Origin of the sequence: Streptomyces sp. NBC_00016 (assembly GCF_045040885.1) — a bacterium.
Lineage (GTDB): Bacteria > Actinomycetota > Actinomycetes > Streptomycetales > Streptomycetaceae > Streptomyces > Streptomyces coriariae.
The window spans coordinates 1747237-1767347 of sequence record NZ_CP108304.1 but is presented as its reverse complement, the minus strand read 5'-3'; the positions used below and the strand labels follow the sequence as shown (position 1 = coordinate 1767347).

Annotated in this window: 10 protein-coding genes; 3 read left to right on the top strand and 7 right to left on the bottom strand. The window is 74.7% G+C overall.

Annotated features, from left to right (window positions below; translation table 11 throughout):
• The first annotated feature begins 179 nt into the window (after positions 1–179).
• The 3 genes from OG933_RS07890 to OG933_RS07880 are packed head-to-tail and all read left to right on the top strand — an operon-like array spanning position 180 to position 3862.
• Entirely contained in the window at positions 180–1040 is an 861-nt protein-coding gene (locus OG933_RS07890; RefSeq protein WP_383463551.1) for an amidohydrolase family protein, read from the top strand.
• A 13-nt stretch (positions 1041–1053) separates the two neighbouring features.
• Positions 1054–2772: a thiamine pyrophosphate-dependent enzyme gene (locus OG933_RS07885; RefSeq protein ID WP_405626172.1), complete on the top strand. Its 1719-nt coding sequence runs from the start codon at positions 1054–1056 to the stop codon at positions 2770–2772.
• 19 nt (positions 2773–2791) lie between these two features.
• A complete protein-coding gene (locus OG933_RS07880; RefSeq protein ID WP_362518913.1) occupies positions 2792–3862 on the top strand; it encodes an Ldh family oxidoreductase in 1071 nt (356 codons plus the stop codon).
• Positions 3863–3995: 133 nt separating this feature from the next.
• Here OG933_RS07880 and OG933_RS07875 read toward each other — a convergent pair whose 3' ends face one another.
• From OG933_RS07875 to OG933_RS07845, 7 genes are all read right to left on the bottom strand, one after another.
• Positions 3996–4949, bottom strand: a complete 954-nt coding sequence (locus tag OG933_RS07875; RefSeq protein WP_362518916.1) for an alpha/beta hydrolase — start codon at positions 4947–4949, stop codon at positions 3996–3998.
• Between the two features lie 100 nt (positions 4950–5049).
• Positions 5050–6117, bottom strand: coding sequence for a class I SAM-dependent methyltransferase (locus OG933_RS07870; RefSeq protein WP_362518919.1), 1068 nt, complete (start codon positions 6115–6117; stop codon positions 5050–5052).
• Positions 6114–7289, bottom strand: a complete 1176-nt coding sequence (locus OG933_RS07865) for a glycosyltransferase (protein WP_405626169.1) — start codon at positions 7287–7289, stop codon at positions 6114–6116. The genes OG933_RS07870 and OG933_RS07865 overlap by 4 nt, the downstream gene beginning before the upstream one ends.
• The gene (locus OG933_RS07860) at positions 7286–8101 is read right to left on the bottom strand and encodes an alpha/beta fold hydrolase (protein ID WP_405626167.1); all 816 of its coding nucleotides are present in this window, start codon (positions 8099–8101) and stop codon (positions 7286–7288) included. Before OG933_RS07860 ends, OG933_RS07865 begins: the two co-directional genes overlap by 4 nt.
• Before the next feature lie 3 nt (positions 8102–8104).
• On the bottom strand, positions 8105–8431 hold the full coding sequence (locus OG933_RS07855; RefSeq protein WP_362518928.1) for an acyl carrier protein: 327 nt from the start codon (positions 8429–8431) through the stop codon (positions 8105–8107).
• Positions 8428–12888 carry a beta-ketoacyl synthase N-terminal-like domain-containing protein gene (locus tag OG933_RS07850; RefSeq protein WP_405626165.1) on the bottom strand — a complete coding sequence of 1487 codons (4461 nt, stop codon included), beginning with the start codon at positions 12886–12888 and terminating at the stop codon, positions 8428–8430. The genes OG933_RS07855 and OG933_RS07850 overlap by 4 nt, the downstream gene beginning before the upstream one ends.
• Positions 12889–12932: 44 nt before the next feature.
• A complete protein-coding gene (locus OG933_RS07845) occupies positions 12933–19928 on the bottom strand; it encodes an SDR family oxidoreductase (RefSeq protein WP_405626164.1) in 6996 nt (2331 codons plus the stop codon).
• Between the last annotated feature and the right edge of the window lie 183 nt (positions 19929–20111).

Sequence of the window (20111 nt, the reverse complement as noted above, 5' to 3'; positions counted from 1 at the left end):
GCAGGCACGGAAACCGCTTTCGGCGACCGCTTGCGCAACCTGAAAGTGCCCTGCGAACAGCGCACTTTCACGCAACAACAGCTTGCGCTCCCAGAGGCTCCGCAAGGCCGTTGCGGCCCCCTAGCGTTCCCTCCGCAACGCCTCACCACGTGCCCTACCGAGAGAAAGAAGTACGGGACATGTTCGTCGTCGACACGCAGATCCACATCTGGCTGGAAGAGACCCCGGACCGCCCCTGGGTCCCGGGCGCCCGGGAGCGGATCCGCCTCAACGGCCACCGCGAGGACCCCTTCTCCTACGAGGAGGCCCTCGAGCTGATGGACGAGGCCGGCGTGAACCGCGCGCTGATCCTGCCGCCGTCCTGGGAGGGCGACCGCATCGACTACGCCCTGGAAGCCTGTGAGGCGCACCCGGACCGCTTCGGCATCATGGCCCGCATCCCGCAGAACAAGCCCGAAGAGGGCAAGGCCATGCTGAAGGACTTCGCGCAGAACCCGCACATCAAGGGCACGCGACTCACCTTCCACCGGCCGCAGGACCGCAACTGGATGATCGACGGCACCAACGACTGGTACTGGCCCGTCGCCGCGGAGCTGGGCATCCCCACCATGGTGCACGCCCCGATCTGGAAGCGTGAGCTCGGCGAGATCGCCGCCAGGCACCCCGAGCTGAAGATCATCATCGACCACATGGGCATCATGGCGCGCTGTGTCGACGACGCGATCGGATACTGGGTCGCGGAGACCGCGGACCTCGCGGCCCACCCGAACATCTACGTCAAGGTGTCCGCGCTGCCCGGCTACTCGACGCAGCCGTTCCCGAACAACAACATCCAGAAGTACGTGCGCGAGATGGTCGACAAGATGGGCCCGCAGCGCTGCTTCTACGGCACCGACATCACCCGCCTGCTGGGCCACGGCATCACCTACACCGACACCATCGAGCAGTTCACCAAGCACTGGGACTTCACGCCCGAGGAGCTGGAGTGGATCATGGGCCGCGGTATCTCCGAGGTCCTGAACTGGCCGATCGAGGGCTGAGGAAGCACGCGAGATGACCGACACCACCACCGCACCGGGCGCCGACGGCGGAGACGCTCTCGTCACCGCCTTCAACGCCGTCGGCGCCGACTACCTGTTCTGCTCGTCCGGGTCCGAGTGGGCCCCGGTATGGGAGTCCCTCGCCCGGCGCCACCGGGACGGACTGCCCTGCCCGCGGTACCTGGACCTGACCCACGAGACCGTCGCCGTGGGCATGGCCACCGGCTACGGCCTGGTCAGCCGCCGGCCGCAGGGCGTGCTGCTGCACGCGGCCCCCGGCCTGCTCCAGGGCTCGATGGCCGTCCACGGGGCGCTGCTCGCCGGCGTCCCGATGGTGGTCAGCTCCTCGGAGTCGACCACCTACGGGGACGGCCCCGGGCAGGACCCGGGCGGCCAGTGGTACCGGAACCTGTCCATCGTGGGCGGCCCGCACGGCGTCGCGACCCCGTTCACCAAGTGGTCCACCGAGGCCGCCAGCGTCCACACCCTGCCCACCATGGTCACGCGGGCGGCCGAGCTGGCCTGGCGGGCCCCGGCCGGCCCGGCGTACCTGAACGTCCCGCTGGAGATCCTGCTGGAGGACTGGGACGGCCGCGAGGCCAAACCCATCGTGCCGCCGGGCTCCACGCACAGCTCGCCCGAGGAGGTCGACCCGGTCGCCCGGCTGATCCGCGAGGCGAGGAACCCGGTCATCGTCACCGAGACCGCCGGCCGGGAGGCGGGCGGCTTCGAGGCCCTCGTCGCCTTCGCCGAGGCCTGGAACATCCCGGTCGTCGAACCGGACTCCGCGGTGTGCGGCAACTTCCCGCGCACCCACCCGCTGCACGCCGGCAGCGACATCGGCCCGTGGATGGACGAGGCGGACCTCATCCTCCTCGTCAACTGCCGTGCCCCGTTCTACCCGCCGTCGCGCCGCCCCTCGAAGGCACAGGTCGTCGTCATCGACGAGGTGCCCCAGCGCCCGCACGTCGTCTACCAGGTCCTGTTCGCCGACGCGTACCTGGAGGGCAACGTCGCCAACACGCTGCGCCAGCTCGCCAAGCGGGCGAAGGATCTCGACGAGGCCGCCGTCGCCGTACGGCGCACCGCGCAGGACGAGCGGCACGCCGCCGAGCGGGCCGCCGTCGCCGACGCCGAGACCAGGGCCGAGGCGCAGCGGCAGACCGAGGGCGTCGACCCGGTGCTGGTCGCCGCCACGCTGCGCGAGCTGCTCGACGGCGCGGACGGCATCGTCGTCGACGAGACCATCACCCACAGCCGTGTCGTCAAGCGGCACCTGCGCACGGCCGCCCCCGACTCGTACTTCTATGTGCAGGGCGGCCTCGGCCAGGGCATCGCGGTCGCGCTCGGCGTCAAACTCGCCGCCGGGGAACGGCCGGTGGTCCTCACCATCGGCGACGGCGCGTTCACCTACAACCCGGTCGTCCCGTCGTACGACGCGAGCAAGGCGTACGAACTCCCGCTGCTCATCGTGGTGTTCAACAACCGCGTCTACAAGTCGATGAACCTCAACCACCGCAGGTTCTATCCCGACGGAGCGGCCGCCGAGACCGGTGAATGGCTCGGCACCGACCTGCACCGCCTGCCCCGACTGGCCCAGTTCGCCGAGCCGTTCGGCATGCACACCGAGACCGTCGACACCTCGCAGGCGCTGGGGCCCGCCCTCGAGCGCGCCCTCAAGGCCGTGGCGGAGGGCACCACCGCCGTCGTCGACGTCCTCGTCACCCGCTGAACCAGGAGGCACCGCCACCATGTCCACCCCACCCACGAAGATCCTGGTGCCCGCAGCGGACCTGCGCACCTTCTCCGCGGCCCTCCTCGAGAAGGGCGGTCTGAGCGCCGAACACGCCCGCACCACCGCCGACGTGTTCGTCTGGGCCGCGCTGCGCGGCGTCGACTCGCACGGCATCGCCCGGGTCCCCGCCTACCTGGACCTGCTGGAGAAGGGCGTCGCCAACGCCGACGCCCGGATCACGGTCGAGTCCACCACCCCGGCCGCGGCCGTCCTGGACGCCGACCGCGCCCCCGGCCCGGTGGCCCTCAGCGCGGCCGCCGACGAGGCCGTGACCAGGGCGCGGACGACCGGCATCGCCGCGGTGGGGGTACGCCGCACGGTGCACACCGGCGCGATCGGCTACTACGTGTCGAAGATCGCCGAGCAGGGCCTGGTCGGCATCGGCTTCGTCGCCGGGATGCCGAACATGGGCTACACCGGCGTCAGGGGAGCGGCGGTCGCCACCAGTCCGCTCGCCATCGCCGTCCCCACCGACTCCTCGTCGGCGCATGCGCCGCTGCTCCTGGACATGGCCACCGCCACCATCGCGCTCGGCAGGATCCGGCAGGCGAAGGCGAGCGGCACCCCGCTGCCGGAAGGCGCTGCCGCCACCGAGGACGGCACCCCGACCACCGATCCGGAGAAGGCGGTCATGCCGCTCCCGCTCGGCGGGGCGAAGGGCTCCGGCATGTCCCTCGCCTTCGAGCTGCTGACCAGCGTGCTGGTGGGGGCGCCGATCTTCGCGTCGTTCCACTCGGACGACCCGGCCGGCCGCAAGCACCGCCAGAACGCCCTGCTCATCGCCGTCGACCCGGCCGCCTTCGGGGGCGCGGACGCCTTCACCGAGTCCGTGGACGCCACGCTGGACACGCTCAAGGGCCTGCCGGCCGCGGACGGCGCGCAGGGCGTGTTCTACCCGGGCGAGCGCAGTGCCGCCGTGGCCGCCGGCCGCGGGGAGAAGGGCGTCCCGGTGGCGCCCAAGGTGTGGCGCGACCTGACCGAGCGTGCCGAGAAGCTGGGTGTCGCCCTGCCGGAAGCCGCTGGCTAGGGGGCGGTGGCTGCCCGGGGCGACGACCCGGGGAGGGGGTGGTGGCCGGGCACGCCGGTGCGGCGGATGACGCCTTCGGACCACCCGGGTGGCGTCCGGTGCGGCGGACGCGCCCTCCCGCCCCCTCGCGGCCTCAAGAGGCCTGTGACCTGCCTGCGTCGGTCGCCCGTCGAAGATGACGGGCGATCAGTGCGTAGGTGGTCCGGGCCCTTTCGTCGTCCTTGGTGTCGTAGCCGTGGTCGGCCCCGGCGAGGTCATGGTGCTCGACGAGGGCACCGGCCGCGCGCAGTCGCTCCGCGTACCGCACCGCCTCGTTCCTGAGCAGGTCGTACTCGGCCGTGATGACCAGCGCCGGAGCGATGCCCGTCAGGTCGGCGGTGTCGGAGGCGTGGGCGGGCGAGACGAACCGGTGGGCGCGCTCGCGCGGATCCGGCACGTACGAGGTGTCGAAGATCTCGGCCATCCAGGGCCGCAGCATGGGCTTGGCGACCGCGGCCTTCTTGTCCTTCGCGCTGGTGGCGAGGTCCAGCGGCGGGTAGTGCAGCACCTGGAGGGCGATCGCGGGCCCGCCCTGTTCCAGGGCCTGGCGGGCCACGGCCGCCGTGAGTCCGCCGCCCGCGCTCTGTCCGCCCACGGTGAGCCGCCCGCCGTCCCAGCCGTGCTCCGCGCCGTGCTCGGCGACCCAGCGCACCACCTCGAAGGCCTGCGTCGGCGGGGCCGGGAACGGGTGCTGAGGGGCGACGACGTACTTCACGTTGACCACGACCACGCCCGCCTCGGCGGCCAGCCACCGGCAGAGCCCGTCGTCGAGCTCCGGCATCGACACGACATAGCCGCCGCCGTGGAAGTTGACGTGGACGGGCGCGGGCGCCGCCGTCCCGGCCGGGGGTGCGTACACCGTGACCTGCGCCGGGGCGACGGAGGTCGGCACCGTCAGCTCCCGCACCGCGCGGGGGTGCTCCGGGAAACGGGCCTGCCCGTCGGCGGTGGAGCCGGGGCCACCGGAACGGCGGCTCGCCAGCCCGGTGAGGCCCTGCATCGTCTTGGCGGCGAGGGCGGCCACCGCCGGTCTGGCCAGGAGGGACATGCGCGTTCCGTTCGTCGAGCCGTGCCGTCGATCATCAGGATTCCTGTTGAAGAGAACGGGGCGAAGCTAGCACGGCGGGACCCGCACGCGCACCGGTCCGTCAGTCGCGCCGGGCCACGATCCGGTACGCGTTGGACACGCCGAGCCGGTGCGCGAGCGGACGCACCGCGAACCGGTCGAGCAGGGTGCCCACGATCAGCGCCGGGATCCCGGCGACCAGCAGCGCCCCGCGCAGCGTGCGGCGCAGCGCGCCCGGCGGCCCGGGCAGCCACGGCGCGTCGTCGCGCGGCGCCGCGTGGTCCAGCGCCAGCCACACGGCGGCCAGCAGGTCGACCGGGTCGTGCGGCTCGGCGTGCTGCTCCGCCACCACCGTGAAGCCCAGCCGTGTGAGCCGTTCCCGCAGATTGGCCACCGGCACGAAGTGCAGATGCTGCGGCTGGAGCCAGGGCAGCCACCAGCGGCCCAGCAGCCGCGCGTAGCGGCTCTCGGGGTCCGGCACCTCGATGAGGAGATGGCCGCCGGGGCGCACCGTCCGATGCGCGGCGCGCAGCTCGCGGTCGGGGTCGGTGCTGTGCTCCAGGTAGTGGAACATGCTCACCACGTCGTAACGGGCGGCGAGTTCGGGCGCCAGCTCGGGGAACGCGCCCCGGTAGCCGTGCTCCACCCGGCCCTCCCGCTCGGCGAGTTCGACGCCGTCGGTGAAGTCCAGCCCGTCGAACGTGGTCCCCGGCAGCACCTCCCGGGCGGCCCCGCAGAAGTGACCGTGCCCGGTGCCGACGTCCAGCCAGGTCTTCGGCGCGGGGTCGTGCGCCAGCATCGACCCGGCCCGCCCCCGGTACATCTTCGTCCGGCCCCCGAAGGTGTCCCCGAGCTTCTTCTCGCCCAGCCCGTCGTAGAAGTCCCGGTAGTAGAACTCCAGGCCCTCGGCGCTCAGCCGCGGGTTCTGGAAGGTGTGCCCGCAGCCCTCGCAGCGGTCCAGGACGAAGCGGCCCGGCTTGTGCTGGAGCAGGTCGGTGGTGCGCAGCCGGGTGGTCAGCGCCGCCGAGCCGCACCACGGGCAGCTGGTGCGGCGGGGCTCGAAGAAGCGGTCCAGGCCGGCGGCGATGTCCGCCCGGTAGGCGGGACGCGCTGCGGCGATCCGCTCGGCGGGCTTGCTCTCTTCGCTCATCTGAACTCCCTGGCCAGGTCTTCGAGATGGGCCGCGGCGGCGGACGAACCGCCCGCGGCGCGGAACGCCGTACGGATCCGGCCGGCGGCGGCGCGGTGTCCGGGTTCGTCCAGCACGGAGTCGACCGCCGCGCCCAGCTGCCGCGCGCCGACCCGGCCGAACCGCACCCGCACCCCGGCTCCCGCGTCGGTGACCTGCCCGGCCACGACCGGCTGGTCGTCGCGGATCGGGGCCACGACCAGGGGGACCCCGTGCCACAGGGCCTCGCACACGCTGTTGTGCCCGGCATGGCAGACCACCGCGCCGGATCCCCTCGCCAGCCTTTCCAGCAGGGCGAGTTGCGGCACCGACGGCAGGATCAGCACGTCCTTGTCGTCGCCCCGCGGCTCCAGCGTGCCGCCCGGGTCGACGATCACGCCCTGCACCCGGTCGGCCCGCTCCCGCAGCACCTCCCGGCAGACTTCGAGGAACCGTCCGCCGACGTCGGTGTTGGCGGTGCCGAGCGTGACCAGCACGGTGGCGCGGCCGCCGTCGAGCCACTCCCAGGGGAAGCCGGCGGCGGACGGCCGGGCCGTGATCGACGGGCCCACCCAGCGCACGCCACCGTGCGCGTCGCCCGCCAACTCCGGTGTGCTGAAGGCCAGGACGAGATGCGGCGAGAAGCGGGGGTCGGCGGTGCCCGCCGGATCGCCGATCGCGGACCGCAGTGCGGCGAGGCGCCCGTCGAGCCACTCCCTGACCTTGGGCAGCCCGGCCAGCGGATCCGTGAACTCGGCCGAGGTGGTCGCCGAGGTCGCCCACGGCAGGTCCAGCCGCTCCGCGACCAGCGCGCCGGCGAAGGCCTGCTGGTCGGCGACGACGACGTCCGGCCGGAACGCCTCGACGGCCGCCCGCACACCCGGTGCCATCGCCTCGGCGAGCGGCAGCAGGTACCACTCCCACAGGAACTTCAGCGCCTGCGGACCGCGCAGGTCGGCGGGCCGCTCTCCGGGCGGCGCCCCGCCGCAGGCGAACACCGCCCCGGCCCCGGGTCCCGCCAGCCGGCCGACCAGCTCCGGATCGGCGCAGGCCCACGCCACCCGGTGGCCCCGTGCGGTGAGTTCGGCGGCGACGCCGACGGCCGGGTTGAGGTGACCCACCAGCGGCGGCACGACGAACAGGAACCGGCTCACCCCGTCGCCTCCGCCGCCACCCGCCCGGCCTTCTCGACGAGGGACAGGATGTGCCCGCCGACCGTCCCCGAGGCCTCGACCAGGACCGAGTGCTCATGCCCCGGGATCACCACGGTGCGGCAGTCCGGCAGCACCGCCCGCAGCCAGGGCGCCAGTTCGGCCAGATCGGAGTCGGCGCCGTACAGCCCGAGCACCGGGCAGCGCACCGCGGCTATCCGGTCGTCCGTCAACACCCGGCTGGCCGGGATGTCCCGGCCGAGGGAGGTCTCCCGCGCGAGCCGGGCCGCGCCCCTGGCCAGGCGGGCCGTGTTGTGGCCGCGGTTCGCGGTGATCCAGGCGATCGCGTCGGACTCGTGGTGGGCGAGCTGGGTCATGACCCGGTCCAGGATCCCGCCGAGCTTCACCGCCCAGGCGGCGGTGGCCGGTTCGGACTCGACGAGGCTGACACTCGCCGCCCGCTCGGGGTGACGGGCCGCGTAGCCGAACGCGATCGTGCCGCCGTAGGAGTTGCCGACCAGGTGCACCGGCCCGGTCACCCCGAGCCGGCCGAGCAGCGCCTCCAGGTCGTCGATGTTGTCGTCGAGCGTGTAGCCCGCGGCGGGGCGCTCGCTGCGGCCGTGGCCCCGCAGGTCGTACATGACGACGTCGAGTCCGGCGGCCGCGAACGCGGGGGCGACGGTGAAGTAGTAGCTGGCCAGGCTGTCGGTCAGCAGGCCGTGCACCAGGACCACGGTGGCGGTGGCCGGCCGGCCCTGCCGGGGGCCGATCCGCTGTACGTGCAACCGGACGGAGCCGGTGTCGACCATCGCCATGGCTCAGCTCGCCTCCGCGGCCTTCAGGCTCGTCACGACGTACTCGACGAGCCGTCCGACGGTCAGTTCGATGATCTCGTCGAACTCCATGCCGGCCAGGAACTCGGCGAAGTTGACCCGGTCGCCGTACCGCTCCTGGAGCAGACCGGCCAGGGCGACGAGGTCGATGCTCTCCAGCTCCAGGTCGCGGTTGAAGGTGGTCTGCAGGTCGATCTCGATGTCGTCGAGCCCGTACTCGTCCTGCAGCAGTTGCGTGAGCATGCCGGTGAGATCGGCCAGGACGGACCTCTCGTCGGCGGTGACGGGGGTGCGGGGGGTGGGGGGTGTCATCGGGCGTCGTACTCCTTCGCGGTCGGGTGTCCCGTCGTCCAGGCCACCACGTACGAACGGTCGGGCAGCCGGGGCGGGTTGGCGGCCGGTGCGCAGTGCACGGGGTAGGCGCGTTCGAGGCGGCCCGAGACGGTCAGCCGGTCGCCGGCCGGTGTCGCGTCGAGCACCGTGAAGTCCCGCGGCCTGCCGCCGAATCCGGTGCCCTCCGCCTTGGCGACGGCCTCCTTCGCCGCCCAGAAGCGGGTGAACCACAGGGCTTCGGAGCTGCCGGAGCCGGCCGACAGGGCGCGCAGCAGCCGTAGTTCGTCCTCGCCGAGGGCGGCGGCGAGGGTCTGCGGGGTGCGGTCGGTGACCTCCTCGATGTCGATCCCCGGGCCGGGGCCCGGCGTGTGCGGCCGGACGATCGCGACGCCCGCCTCCGCGCAGTGGGCCAGCGAGACGTCCAGCGCGGGCAGGACGCGTCCGTGCAAGCCGGTGACGTACGGCCGTCCGGCCTCGTCGTTGCGCACCCGCAGCTCGGCCGGGAAGACCGGGCCCTCGCCCTGGTCCCACAGCCACTGCCGTACCGCGTCCTTCACCGCGATCCGGCCCAGCAGCCACTGCCGGCGCCCGCGCGGCGCGTGTTCCGCGTACTGCGAACGCTCCGCTCCACCCAGGGAGTTGCGCATGATCAGCTCACGGGACGCCAGGTCCGGCCACCGCTCGTGCAGCAGCTGCCAGCCGCCCGGACGGGTCTCGGACAGCGTGTGGCGCTCCGGGAAACGCTCGACCGGCCGGGTCTTCGGGTCGTTGTCGAACCGGCGGTCCTGCCAGCCGTACAACTCCGCCCACACCGTGCCCCCGACCGTCAGCTGGACGTCGGCCTCCAGGAAGGCGTCGGTGAGCGAGGTGATCCGCACCAGGCACCCCACCTCGGTCCCCGGCGCCGGATGCGGTCCGTGGAAGCGCATCTCCCGCATCCCGACCGGGAACACGACGGTCCGCTCGGTACGGGTCGCCATGATCCAGTAGCCGAGGAGCTGGCCGACGTTGTCCAGCAGCGCGCCGGGCGCGGACGGGGTGGTGATCACCCCGCGTACGTGGCGGTCGCCGATCGCGCCGAGTTCGGTGACGCCCCGGAACGCCGGGCCGTGGAACATCCAGCGCTCGTCGTAGAGCTGGGCGGCGGTGTGGTCCGGGGCGCGCTCGGCGCCGGGGTCGGTGGGCCACGGGGCGGGCGGCGGTGGGTGGGCGGCGGCCAGTTCCACGGTGGCGCGGGCCCGGGGGCCGAAGGACACGGCCAGCCGGTCGGGGCCTTCGGGGGTCACGGTGACCGGCACGTCGACGGCGGGAGTGGCGGTGAGCCACTCCTCGAACCGCGCGCCGTGCACGGCGACCGGCACCGTGCCGGGGGCCGAGTCCCGCGCCGCGTCCGCCGCCGCGTCCACGATGTGCTGCACGATCGTCGTCGCCGGGACGACCGGCCACCGGTCGGCGACCTCGGGCCAGCCGGGCCGCTGCGGGAAGAAGCAGTGGTCCAGCAGGTAGGGCATGGTGCCGGGGGAGACGTGGACGACGGTGTGCCACGGGCCGGTCCGCCGTGCGGCCGCGGGAGCGCCGGCCCTCGCGGTCATGAGGGCGGCCGCCGTGTCCGCCGTCTCGTGCAGCAGGGCGGACAGTTCGGCGGCCATCGGTGAACCCCCGGCCAGGGCGTCCAGCGGCGAAGGACCGACGGGGCCCGGCGCACGGACCGGCGCGCGCAGCTCGGCCCGCAGTGCGGTGAGCCGCTGCGGCGCGAGGGACACCAGGGCGCCGCCCAGGTCCAGCCGCACCGGTGGCCGTGCCGCCCGCGCGGCCGCGCCGGGTGCCGGGGAGGGCCCGAGGGAGGGCGCCACCGCCGCCCCGGCCGTCCACAGCGCGGTGGCCACCCGGCGGAGCTGGGCGAGGCCCGTGCGGTGGGGGGAGTTGGCGGCGACGACCAGGTGGTCCCGGCCGCCCAGGGTGTCCCCGACGAGGGAACCGAGCTGACCCGGGCCGACCTGGACGTACACCCGGTGCCCGGCCGCGTACAGCGCCTCGGTCAGCTGCCGGAAGCGGACGGGTTCCAGCAGATGGCGGACGAACAGGGACCGGATCCCCGCCTCGTCCTCGGGGAAGGGCGCGGCGGTCGTCCCCGACCAGAGGGGGGTGTGCGGCGGACACAGCCGGAACCGGTCGGCGGCCTCCTTGATCGGGCCGAGATGCGGTTCCAGCATCGGCGTGTGGAAGCCCGACCGGAACGGCAGCACCTGGCTGAGGACACCCTGGGCGCGGAAGGCCCGCACGAACTCCTCCACCGCCGCCTCCGGCCCGCACACCATCGACTGGCCGGGCGCGTTGTCGTGGGAGAGCACCAGTCCCGCCGTGGTCCGGCCGCCGTCCCGCAGGGCGGCCAGGACCCGCTCGGCGGACGCGCCGATCGCCCCGAAGGCCAGCCCCGCAACCGCCACCGAGTCGGGGTCGAAGTCCGCCATGAACGCGTCGACCTCGTCCCCGGAGTACAGCCCGGCCGTCGCCATCGCCGTCCACTCGCCCACGCTGTGCCCGGCGACCGCGGCCGGCACGATCCCGGTGCGGCGCAGCGCGGCGTCGAGCAGCCGGCCGACGGCGACCACACCGAAACCGTGACGGCCCACGTCACCGGTCCGGTCCCCGCCGACGGACGGGGCGGGCAGCCCGAAGTGGGCGGCCACGTCGTCGACCTGCGGGGTGAAGTCGCCCTCCAGGCCGGGGAACAGGAACGCGGGTCCGCCCGCTTCGGTGCCCAGCAGGGGGCCGGGCCGGAACCAGACGTCGCTGCGGCCGTGCCAGGCACGCCGCTTGCCGACCGCGCGGCGGGCCAGGGCGAGCCGCTTCGCGGTCGGGTCGACGATGCCCAGGCGGGCCGGTCCCGCGTCCGGGTGCGGATGGGAGGGGGCGAGTCCGGCGGCCCGTACGGTGTCGTCGTCGGCGTCCAGGAGGGCGGCGAGACGCGCGGGGGAGTCGGCGGCGAGCAGCAGGACCCGCTCGGGTTCGGTGACCGCCAGGACCGGACGGGGCGGGGCGGTCGCGCGGGGCCCGCGGGCCCCGGGCGCCTCCTCCAGCACCACGTGCGCGTTGATCCCGCCGAACCCGAACGCGTTGACGGCGGCCCGGCGCACGGGCTGCCGCTCGGTGGTCTCCCAGTCGGCCGCCTTCTCCAGGGTGCGGAACCGGGTGCGGGCCAGGGCGGGGTGCGGGTCGTCGCAGTGCAGGGTCGGGAGCAGCATGCCGTGGTGGAGGGCGAGCGCGGCCTTGACGAGGCCGGCCACCCCGGCGGCGGGCATGGTGTGCCCGATCATCGACTTGACCGACCCCAGCACCGCTTCACCCTCGCCGGGGCCGAACACCTCGGCGAGGGTTGTCAGTTCAGCCTCGTCGCCCGCCGGGGTCGCGGTGCCGTGCGCCTCCAGCAGACCGATCGAACCGGGCTCGGCCGGGTCGAGCCCGGCGGCCCGCCACGCCTGCCGGACGGCCTGCGCCTGACCGCCCGGATCGGGGTTGACCAGTCCCGCGGCCCGGCCGTCACTGGCCACCCCGGTGCCCCGGATCACCGCGTAGATCCGGTCGCCGTCGCGCTCGGCGTCGGCCAGCCGCTTGAGGACGACGACGCCCGTCCCCTCGCCGATCAGGATGCCGTCGGCGTCCCGGTGGAAGGGGCGGCTGCGCTGGCTGGGGGAGAGGGCGCGGAGCTGGGAGAAGACGCTCCACAGCGTGATGTCGTGGCAGTGGTGGACGCCGCCCGCGAGCATCAGGTCGCAGCGCCCTGAGCCGAGTTCGGCCACCGCCTGGTCCACGGCGACCAGCGAGGACGCGCAGGCCGCGTCCACGGTGTACGCCGGACCGCGCAGGTCCAGCCGGTTGGCGATCCGGGAGGCGGCGAGATTGGGCACCAGACCGATCGCCGACTCGGGACTGTCCGGACCGAGCCGCTCGGTGAACGCCGCCCGTACGCGGCCGAGTTGGTCGGAGGTGAGGTCGGGCAGCAACTCACCGAGCGTGCGTACGAGTTGACCGGCCGTCCGGACCCGCTGGTCGAGCCGGACCAGGCCGGGACCGAGATAGCCGCCCCGGCCGAGGACGACGCCGACGCGCCCTCGGTCGGGGAGCCGGTCCGGGCCGCCCGCGTCGTCCAGGGCGGCCGAGGCCACGTGCAGGGCGATCAGCTGGTCCGGCTCGGTCCCGGCCACCGAGTGGGGCATGATCCCGAACCGGGTCACCTCCACCTCCGCCAGCCCGTCCACGAACCCGCCCCGCCGCGCGTACACCCGGTCCGCGACGGCCGGTTCGGAGGCGGTGCCGGGACGGTAGAACTCGGCGTCCCAGCGCCCCTCGGGCACCTCGCCGATCGCGTCCACGCCGTCCCGCAGGTTGCGCCAGTACGCGTCCAGGCCGGCGGCGCCCGGCAGCAGGACCGCCATGCCGACGATGGCAACGGGCCGGTGAGGCGCGGCCACGGCCGCCGTCACCAGCCCGAGGCGGTGTGGACGACGGCCGTGGCGGACTCCTCGCCCCAGGCCAGCTCCCGCAGCAGCGCCGCGGTGCCCTCCTCGGGATCGATCAGCCGGATGCCGCGCCGCGCGTACTCCCGGGCCAGCTCCACCCCCACCATGCCGGCGTGCCCGGCCGCGGGCGCCCACGGCCCCCAGTGCACGGTCACCGCGCGGTGCCCGGTACGGGCGGCGAAGGCCGCGCCGAGGGTCTCCAGCGCGTCGTTGGCGGCCGCGTAGTCCACCTGGCCCCGGTTGCCGAGGACGGCCGAGATCGAGCCGAACAGCACGGTGAACGCGGGTGCGGCGGGGAGTTCCTCCAGGGCGGTGAGCAGGGCGTCAGCGCCGGTCGCCTTGGTGCCGTAGACGCGCTGGAAGGACTCGGCGCTCTTCTCCGCGACGAGCCGGTCCTCGATCACCCCGGCCGCGTGCACCACGCCGTCCAGCCGGCCGTGCTCGGCGTGGATCTCCTTCACCGCCTGGAGCACCGCCCCGGGCTCGCGGAAGTCGACGGAGCGGTAGCGGGGCCGGCCGCCGAGCGCCGTGAGTTCGGCGAGGGTGGCGGTGATCTCCCGCTGGGCCAGCAGGAGTTCGGCGGCACGGTTGATCTCCGTCGGTTTCCCGCCGCCGCGCGCGGCGAGTGCGGCACGCAGCTCGGCCGGGGTGCGGGCGGCAGCGGTGTCCGCGGCCTCGGGGCCGTCCGGCGCGGGGGTCCGGCCGAGCAGCTCCAGACGGCAGCGGGCGGCACGGGCGAGCGCGGCGGCGAACTGCGCGGTGATGCCCCGCGCCCCGCCCGCGAGCAGGACCACCGAGTCCCGGTCCAGTCCGAGCGCCGCCGCCTCGGCGGCTCCGTCCCCGGCCGGTCCGGCGCCCGTGCTGCCGAGCGCGCCGAGCGGCGCCTCCACCAGCTCGAAGCCGTGCCGTCCGGCCGCCGTCCGCAGGACGACCGGCGTGCGGTCCGGCGCGACGGCCTCCGCGACCACGGCGTCCGCGACGGCGGACGGCGAGGTGTCGGAGAGGTCGACGACCCGGGCGACCAGCTCGGGGTACTCACGTGCCACCGTCCGGAACAGACCGCGCAGCCCGGCGGTGCGGGGGTCGGGCGTCCCGCCGTCGGCGGCCCGCACGGCCAGCAGCCAGCGCGGGCCGCGTGCCAAAGCCGACTTCAGGACGGGGAACGCGTCCGGCAGGACGGGGCCGTCGTCGGCGTCGTCGAGGGCGCCGAGGTACAGCACGCCGTCCACCGGACCGTCCGCCTCGGTCAGGACGTGGTCCCGGGCCCGTACGGCGACGTCGGCGCCGTGGGACACCAGCCGGGCCGCCGCCTCCGGGGCTTCCCCGAGGAGGATCCAACGGGTCCCGGAGAGCGTGCTGGAAGGGACGGCGGAGGGGGTGGCCGAGGCGTCGGTGCCGGCGTCGAGCAGGACCGGCCGCAGCACATGCCTGCGGGGCGGCTCGCCGGTCACCTCCGCCGGGGCCTGCGCAGGCGTTCCGGGCTCCGTGCCCGGTACCGCCGCTGCCGCCACCGCGGTGTCGGGCCCGGCGGCGGGCGCGGGGGCGGCCGGTCCGCCCAGCCTGGCGGTCAGCCAGTCGGTCACCGCGGCGGCGGTCCGCGCCTTCGCCAGCTCCTCCAGCTCGTCGTCGTCCATCGACGCGAGGTCCGCGTCCGCCCCGGCACCCAGACGTCGGGCCAACTCGCCCGCGATCTCCGCCCGCTTGATGGAGTCGATGCTGAGGTCGGCCTCGAGGTCGAGGTCGGGCTCGATCATGTCGACGGGGTAGCCGGTGCGCTCGCTGATGATCTCCAGGACGACCTGCTGGACATCGACGGGCCCGGTGGCCCGGGGCGGCGCGGAATCCCCGGTCGATTCCGCCGTCGCGGCGGACACCGCCGGTTGTGCCGTGGGGAGTTGGGGAACCGCCTGGATCACCTGCGGCACCGCGGCCACGGGCGCCGCCGGCGGCGCGCCCGCGGCGGCCCCGAAGTAGGTGAGCAGCACGTCCCGTTGGGCGGCGATCATCTCCCGGCTGGTGCGCAGGAATTCGGAGACGAGCGCGTCCCGGTCGGACGGGACGCCGTGCGGGGGGTTCGTCGTCACAGTCGCCACGGTCCTCTCGAAGGGTTCCACGACTCGGCGGGCCGGTGCGAGCGCACCGGGAAGGAGGGCGCCGGCGGCGGTACGGACCAGCTGTCCGTCGACCGTCCAGCCGGGCCGCTTCGGCACGGGGGTCCGTACCGCGTCGATCGCGTCCCGGCCGCGCAGCAGCCACCCGGCGCGTACCGGCAGGCCCGCGACGGCGAGCCGGGCCAGCGCGTCGAGCCAGCCGTGCAGACCGCCGCCGGGGCGGGGCTCGCAGGCCACCGTGCGGTGCGGACGGTCGCCGAGGATCTGCCCGACCAGCCGGGTCAGCACCGACCCGGGACCGGCTTCGACGAAGATCCGCGCGCCCGCCGCGTACATCGCCTCGATCTGCTCGGCGAAGGCGACCGGGGCGCCGATCTGGGCGGCTAGTTCGGTCCGTACCCCGTCGGCGTCGGCGGGATACGGCGCTGCCGTGCGGTTGGACCACACCGGGAACTCGGGCGCGTGCACCGGCCGGACCGCGAGTGCCTCGGCGAAACGGCCGGCGGCACCGGCGACCAGCGGGCTGTGGAAGGCGCAGGCGACGGGGATCCGCTTGGCCCCGATACCGGCCTCGCGCAGCAGCCGTACGGTGTCGGCGACGGCGTCCGAGGGGCCCGAGATCACCGTCTGCTCGGGCGAGTTGCGGTTGGCGACGACCACGGAGTCCGGCGCCCGTACCGCCTCCAGGGCCCGCGCCACCTTGTCGGCACCGGCCGCGACGGCGGCCATGCTGCCGGGATCACCACCGGCGGACCCGGCGGACCCGGCAGACCCGGCAGATCCAGCGGCCCCGGCCGCCCCGGCGGCTTCGAGGATCGCCGTCGCCCGTTCCGCGCTCAGGTCCAGCAGTGTCTCGGGGCTCAGCGCGCCGGCCGCGCAGAGGGCGACCAGCTCGCCGTAACTGTGTCCGGCGGCCATGTCCGGCCGTACCCCGGCCGCGGTGAGCACGGCGTGCGCGGCGAGTCCGGCGACGCCGAGGGCCGGTTGTGCCACCCGGGTGTCGGTCAGCGCGGCCTGCTGACGGTCGCGTTCCGCTTCGTCGAAGGCGGCCGGCGGATACAGGGTGTCGGCGTGGGCGCGTCCGAGTTCCAGGTAGGGCCGCAGCTCGGGGAAGGTGACGAACAGGTCCGCGAGCATGCCGGTGCGCTGGCTGCCCTGGCCGGGGAAGAGGAAGGCGACCTTGGGGTCCCCGGAGTCGCCTTGGGGGTCGTCCGGCTCGGCCCGGTGGATGCCGCGTGCCGGGTCGTGCTCGGCCGGATCGGCCGACACCCGTCGCAACTTGCCGACCAGGTCGTCCACGTCCGTCGCCACGACCGCGACCCGCGCCGGTTCACCGCTCGCGTCCGACCGCCGGGCGGCGCCGAGCGCCAGGTCCCGCAGCCGCCACGGCCGGCCCTCCGCCTCCGCGGCCCTGAGGAGTTCGTCCACCGCACGGCCGGCCGCGGCGGCGTCCCGTCCGCGGAAGACGAACAGTTCGGCCGGCCAGGCGTCCGCGCCCCGTACCGGTGGCACGCCGTCGGCGTAGGCGCTCAGCACCACATGGAAGTTGGTGCCACCGAAGCCGAACGCGCTGACCCCGGCGAGGCGTTCCTCGGGGGGCGCAGCCCAGGGCCGGGCCTGCGCGTGGAAGGCGAAGGGGCTGCTCTGCGGGTCCCAGGCCGCGTTGGGGGCCTCGACGTGCAGTGTGGGCGGCCGGACGCCGGTGTGCAGGGCGAGGAGTGTCTTGATCAGCCCGGCGAGTCCGGCGGCGCACTTGGTGTGCCCGATCTGCGACTTCACCGAGCCGATCGCGCAGCCGCCCGGTTCCGCCCCGGCCTCGCCGAACACCTCGCTGAGGATGCGCAGTTCGGTGCGGTCGCCCACCACCGTCCCGGTGCCGTGCGCCTCGAGGAGACCGACGTCGGCCGGGGAGACGCCCGCGTTGCGGTAGGCGCGTTCCAGGGCCGAGCGCTGGCCCTCGGGCCGGGGCGCCGTGAGTCCGAGCGAGCGGCCGTCGCTGGAGGAGCCGAGGCCCTTGATCACGCCGTAGATCCGGTCGCCGTCGCGCTCGGCGTCCGCGAGCCGCTTCAGGACGACGCAGGCCACGCCCTCGCCGAGGGCGATGCCGTCCGCCGAACCGTCGAAGGCGCGGGAGCGGCCGGTCGGGGACAGGGCGTGCACGGAGGAGAAGAGGACGTAGTCGTTGATGCCGTTGTGCAGGTCGGCGCCGCCGCAGAGCACCACGTCGGAGGTGCCGCCGACGAGTTCCTTGCAGGCGACGTCCACCGCGGCCAGCGAGGAGGCGCAGGCGGCGTCGACGGTGTAGTTGGCGCCGCCGAGGTCGAGCCGGTTGGCGATCCGCCCGGAGATGACGTTGGCGAGCATGCCGGGGAAGGAGTCCTCGGTGAGCTGCGGGAGCTGGTCGTCGAGGCCCGCCGGGACGCTGCCGTAGTACGAGGGCAGGACCGCCCGCAGCGTGGCCGCGTTCGACAGGTCGCTGCCCGCCTCGGCGCCGAACACCACCGAGGTGCGGGAGCGGTCGAACTCCCGCTCCCCTTCGCCGTATCCGGCGTCCTCCAGGGCGCGCCGGGCCGCCTCCAGGGACAGCAGCTGCACCGGCTCGACGCTGCCGAGCGAGGCGGGCGGGATGCCGTACCGCAGGGGGTCGAAGGGGATGCGGGGCAGGAAGCCGCCCCACTTGGACGGGGTCGACTCGCCGTGGTGGACGGCCGGGTCCCAGCGGTCGGCCGGTACCTCGCCGACCGCGTCCACGCCCCCGACCACGTTCGCCCAGAAGGTGGGCAGGTCGGGTGCCTGCGGGAACATGCACGCCATGCCGACGACGGCGATGTCGAGCGGGGCCGGGGCGGCCGGCTCCCGGACCGTCTCCTGGCGGCCCGACTCGGCTGCCCGCCGGGTGAGATGCTCGATCGCGCCGGTGGTCACCGACTCGTGCAGTGCGGCGACCGTGGTGGTCGCCGAGCGCAGTACGGCCACCGCCCCGGCCATGAACATCCCTTCGGCGAGCTGGCGTTGCTCGTCGACGGGGGTGAGGGAGCCGTCGGTGTCCCGGGTCACGCCCTTGCTCGCGAGGCGCAGCCGGCCGACGTTGAGCCGCTCCAGGGCCTCCCAGATCTGTCGGTCCCCGGTGCCCTCGGCCCGCAGCCGGGTCTCCTCGTCGCGGTAGCCGGCGGCGAACGGGCTGGGCACGCACCGGGTGGCGTGTCCCGGCGCGGACTCCAGGAGCGTGGTGCGCTCGGCGGCCATGACCTGCTGCTGGAAGAGCGGCCGGATCGCGCCGCAGGACACGGCCTCTTCGGTGAACAGGTACGCGGTGCCCATCAGTACGCCGACGGCCGCTCCGCGCGCGGTCAGCGGCGCGGCGAGCGCGGCGACCATCGCCGCCGACCGTTCGTCGTGGACTCCGCCCGCGAAGAACACCTCGACGTCCTCCGCCCGGTGGCCCTCCGACCAGTCCTCCAGGACCGCCAGTTGGGCCTCCCAGAGCGCGAAACTCGCCCGCGGTCCGACGTGTCCGCCGCACTCCGAGCCCTCGAACACGAACCGGCGGGCCCCGGCCTCCAGGAACTGCCGCAGCAGCCCCGGCGACGGCACGTGCAGGAAGGTCCGGATGCCGTCCCGCTCCAGCGCCTGCGCCTGGGACGGCCGGCCGCCCGCGATGATCGCGTGCGTCGGCCGCAGCTCCCGTACGGCCTCCAGCTGTGCGGCGCGCACGTCCTCCGGCGCGAAGCCGAGGACGCCCACGCCCCAGGGCCGGCCGGCCACCGCGTCCCGGGTCTCGGCGAGCATGGCCCGCGTCCGCGCGCCGTCCGCCAACGCCAGGGCGAGGAAGGGCAGTGCCCCGTCGGCCGCCACCGCCGCGGCGAACGGGGCCCCGTCGCTCACCCTTGTCATCGGGCCCTGGGCGAGGGGGAGCCGGGTGCCGAGCGCCCGGCTCATCGGTGACCCGGCCCGCAGGGCCCGTCCGGCCGTGTCGTCGCGTACGGCGTCCAGGACCGCGTCCCGCACCGCCCGCAGGGTCCGCCGCACGTCACCCCAGCGCTCGGCGAACCGCGCGGCGAGGAAGCCGTCCTGGCCCACCGGGAGCAGCTGTCCGCGCGGATCCTGCGCGCCGAGCAGCGCCGCCACCGCCTGCGCCCCCGCGCCCGCCGGGAGCTGCGGGGCGTCGGGGCCGCGCCGCAGCAGGACCCGGTGCCCGGCGAGGACGACGGTCTCCGAGCCGTCCAGGGTGCGCAGCGCCGCGGCGGCGGGTTCGGGCAGCGCGGACTCGGCGAGCAGCGCGAGCTGGCTGTCCAGGACGACGCCTGCCGCACCGCCGGCCACCGCGGCGGCGGCCGTGCGCGGGCCGATGCCGCCGCACGCCCACACCGGGGCGGCCACCTCGGGCGCGGCGAGGAGCTGCTGGAGCAGGACGAAGGTGCTCAGTTCGCCGATCCGGCCACCGCTCTCGGCGCCGCGGGCGATCAGGCCGTGCGCCCCGGCGCGTAACGCCTCCCGCGCACCCGTCAGGTCGGTGACCTCGACCAGCACGCGGTAGCGGGCCGAAAGGCCGTCGATCGGCCAGGACGCCCCGTTGGTCTCCGCGGTCAGGATCACCGTGTGCGGGCCGTCGGGTTCCAGGTCGGCAGGGGTGAGCCGGCAGTGTGCGCCGACCCGGACCCCGAAGGCGCCCGGGGAGGCGCGGCGCAGGCGGGACAGGGCCTCGCGGGTTCTTCGGTCACCGGATCCCAGGTCGAGTACGCCGAGCCCGCCGGCTCGGTCGATCGCCAGGGCGAGCCCGGCATCGGGTTCGCCGAAAGGAGTGATGCCGATGATCATGTCCTCGGAACGCACAGCAGACGTCATGATTCTCCGAATCAAGGGTGAGACTGCACGGTGGGGGGTTCGGGACAGCAATGGCGGCTCACCGGATTCCCGCGGGCAGGGTCCACCGCGGAACGCCGTTCTAAAGCGCGTGCTCGAAACGCGTTGAAAGGTAGTGCGCTTATTACTCACTGGTCAACGTTCGAACGATCGAGCGGTATCCAG

What these genes read in the sequence shown, in the direction of transcription:
- OG933_RS07845 (WP_405626164.1), bottom strand. Translation starts at nt 19,928, where the DNA reads ATGACGTCTGCTGTGCGTTCCGAGGACATGATCATCGGCATCACTCCT.
- OG933_RS07870 (WP_362518919.1), bottom strand. Translation starts at nt 6,117, where the DNA reads ATGAGCGAAGAGAGCAAGCCCGCCGAGCGGATCGCCGCAGCGCGTCCC.
- OG933_RS07890 (WP_383463551.1), top strand. Translation starts at nt 180, where the DNA reads ATGTTCGTCGTCGACACGCAGATCCACATCTGGCTGGAAGAGACCCCG.
- OG933_RS07875 (WP_362518916.1), bottom strand. Translation starts at nt 4,949, where the DNA reads ATGTCCCTCCTGGCCAGACCGGCGGTGGCCGCCCTCGCCGCCAAGACG.
- OG933_RS07850 (WP_405626165.1), bottom strand. Translation starts at nt 12,888, where the DNA reads ATGGCGGTCCTGCTGCCGGGCGCCGCCGGCCTGGACGCGTACTGGCGC.
- OG933_RS07880 (WP_362518913.1), top strand. Translation starts at nt 2,792, where the DNA reads ATGTCCACCCCACCCACGAAGATCCTGGTGCCCGCAGCGGACCTGCGC.
- OG933_RS07855 (WP_362518928.1), bottom strand. Translation starts at nt 8,431, where the DNA reads ATGACACCCCCCACCCCCCGCACCCCCGTCACCGCCGACGAGAGGTCC.
- OG933_RS07885 (WP_405626172.1), top strand. Translation starts at nt 1,054, where the DNA reads ATGACCGACACCACCACCGCACCGGGCGCCGACGGCGGAGACGCTCTC.
- OG933_RS07860 (WP_405626167.1), bottom strand. Translation starts at nt 8,101, where the DNA reads ATGGCGATGGTCGACACCGGCTCCGTCCGGTTGCACGTACAGCGGATC.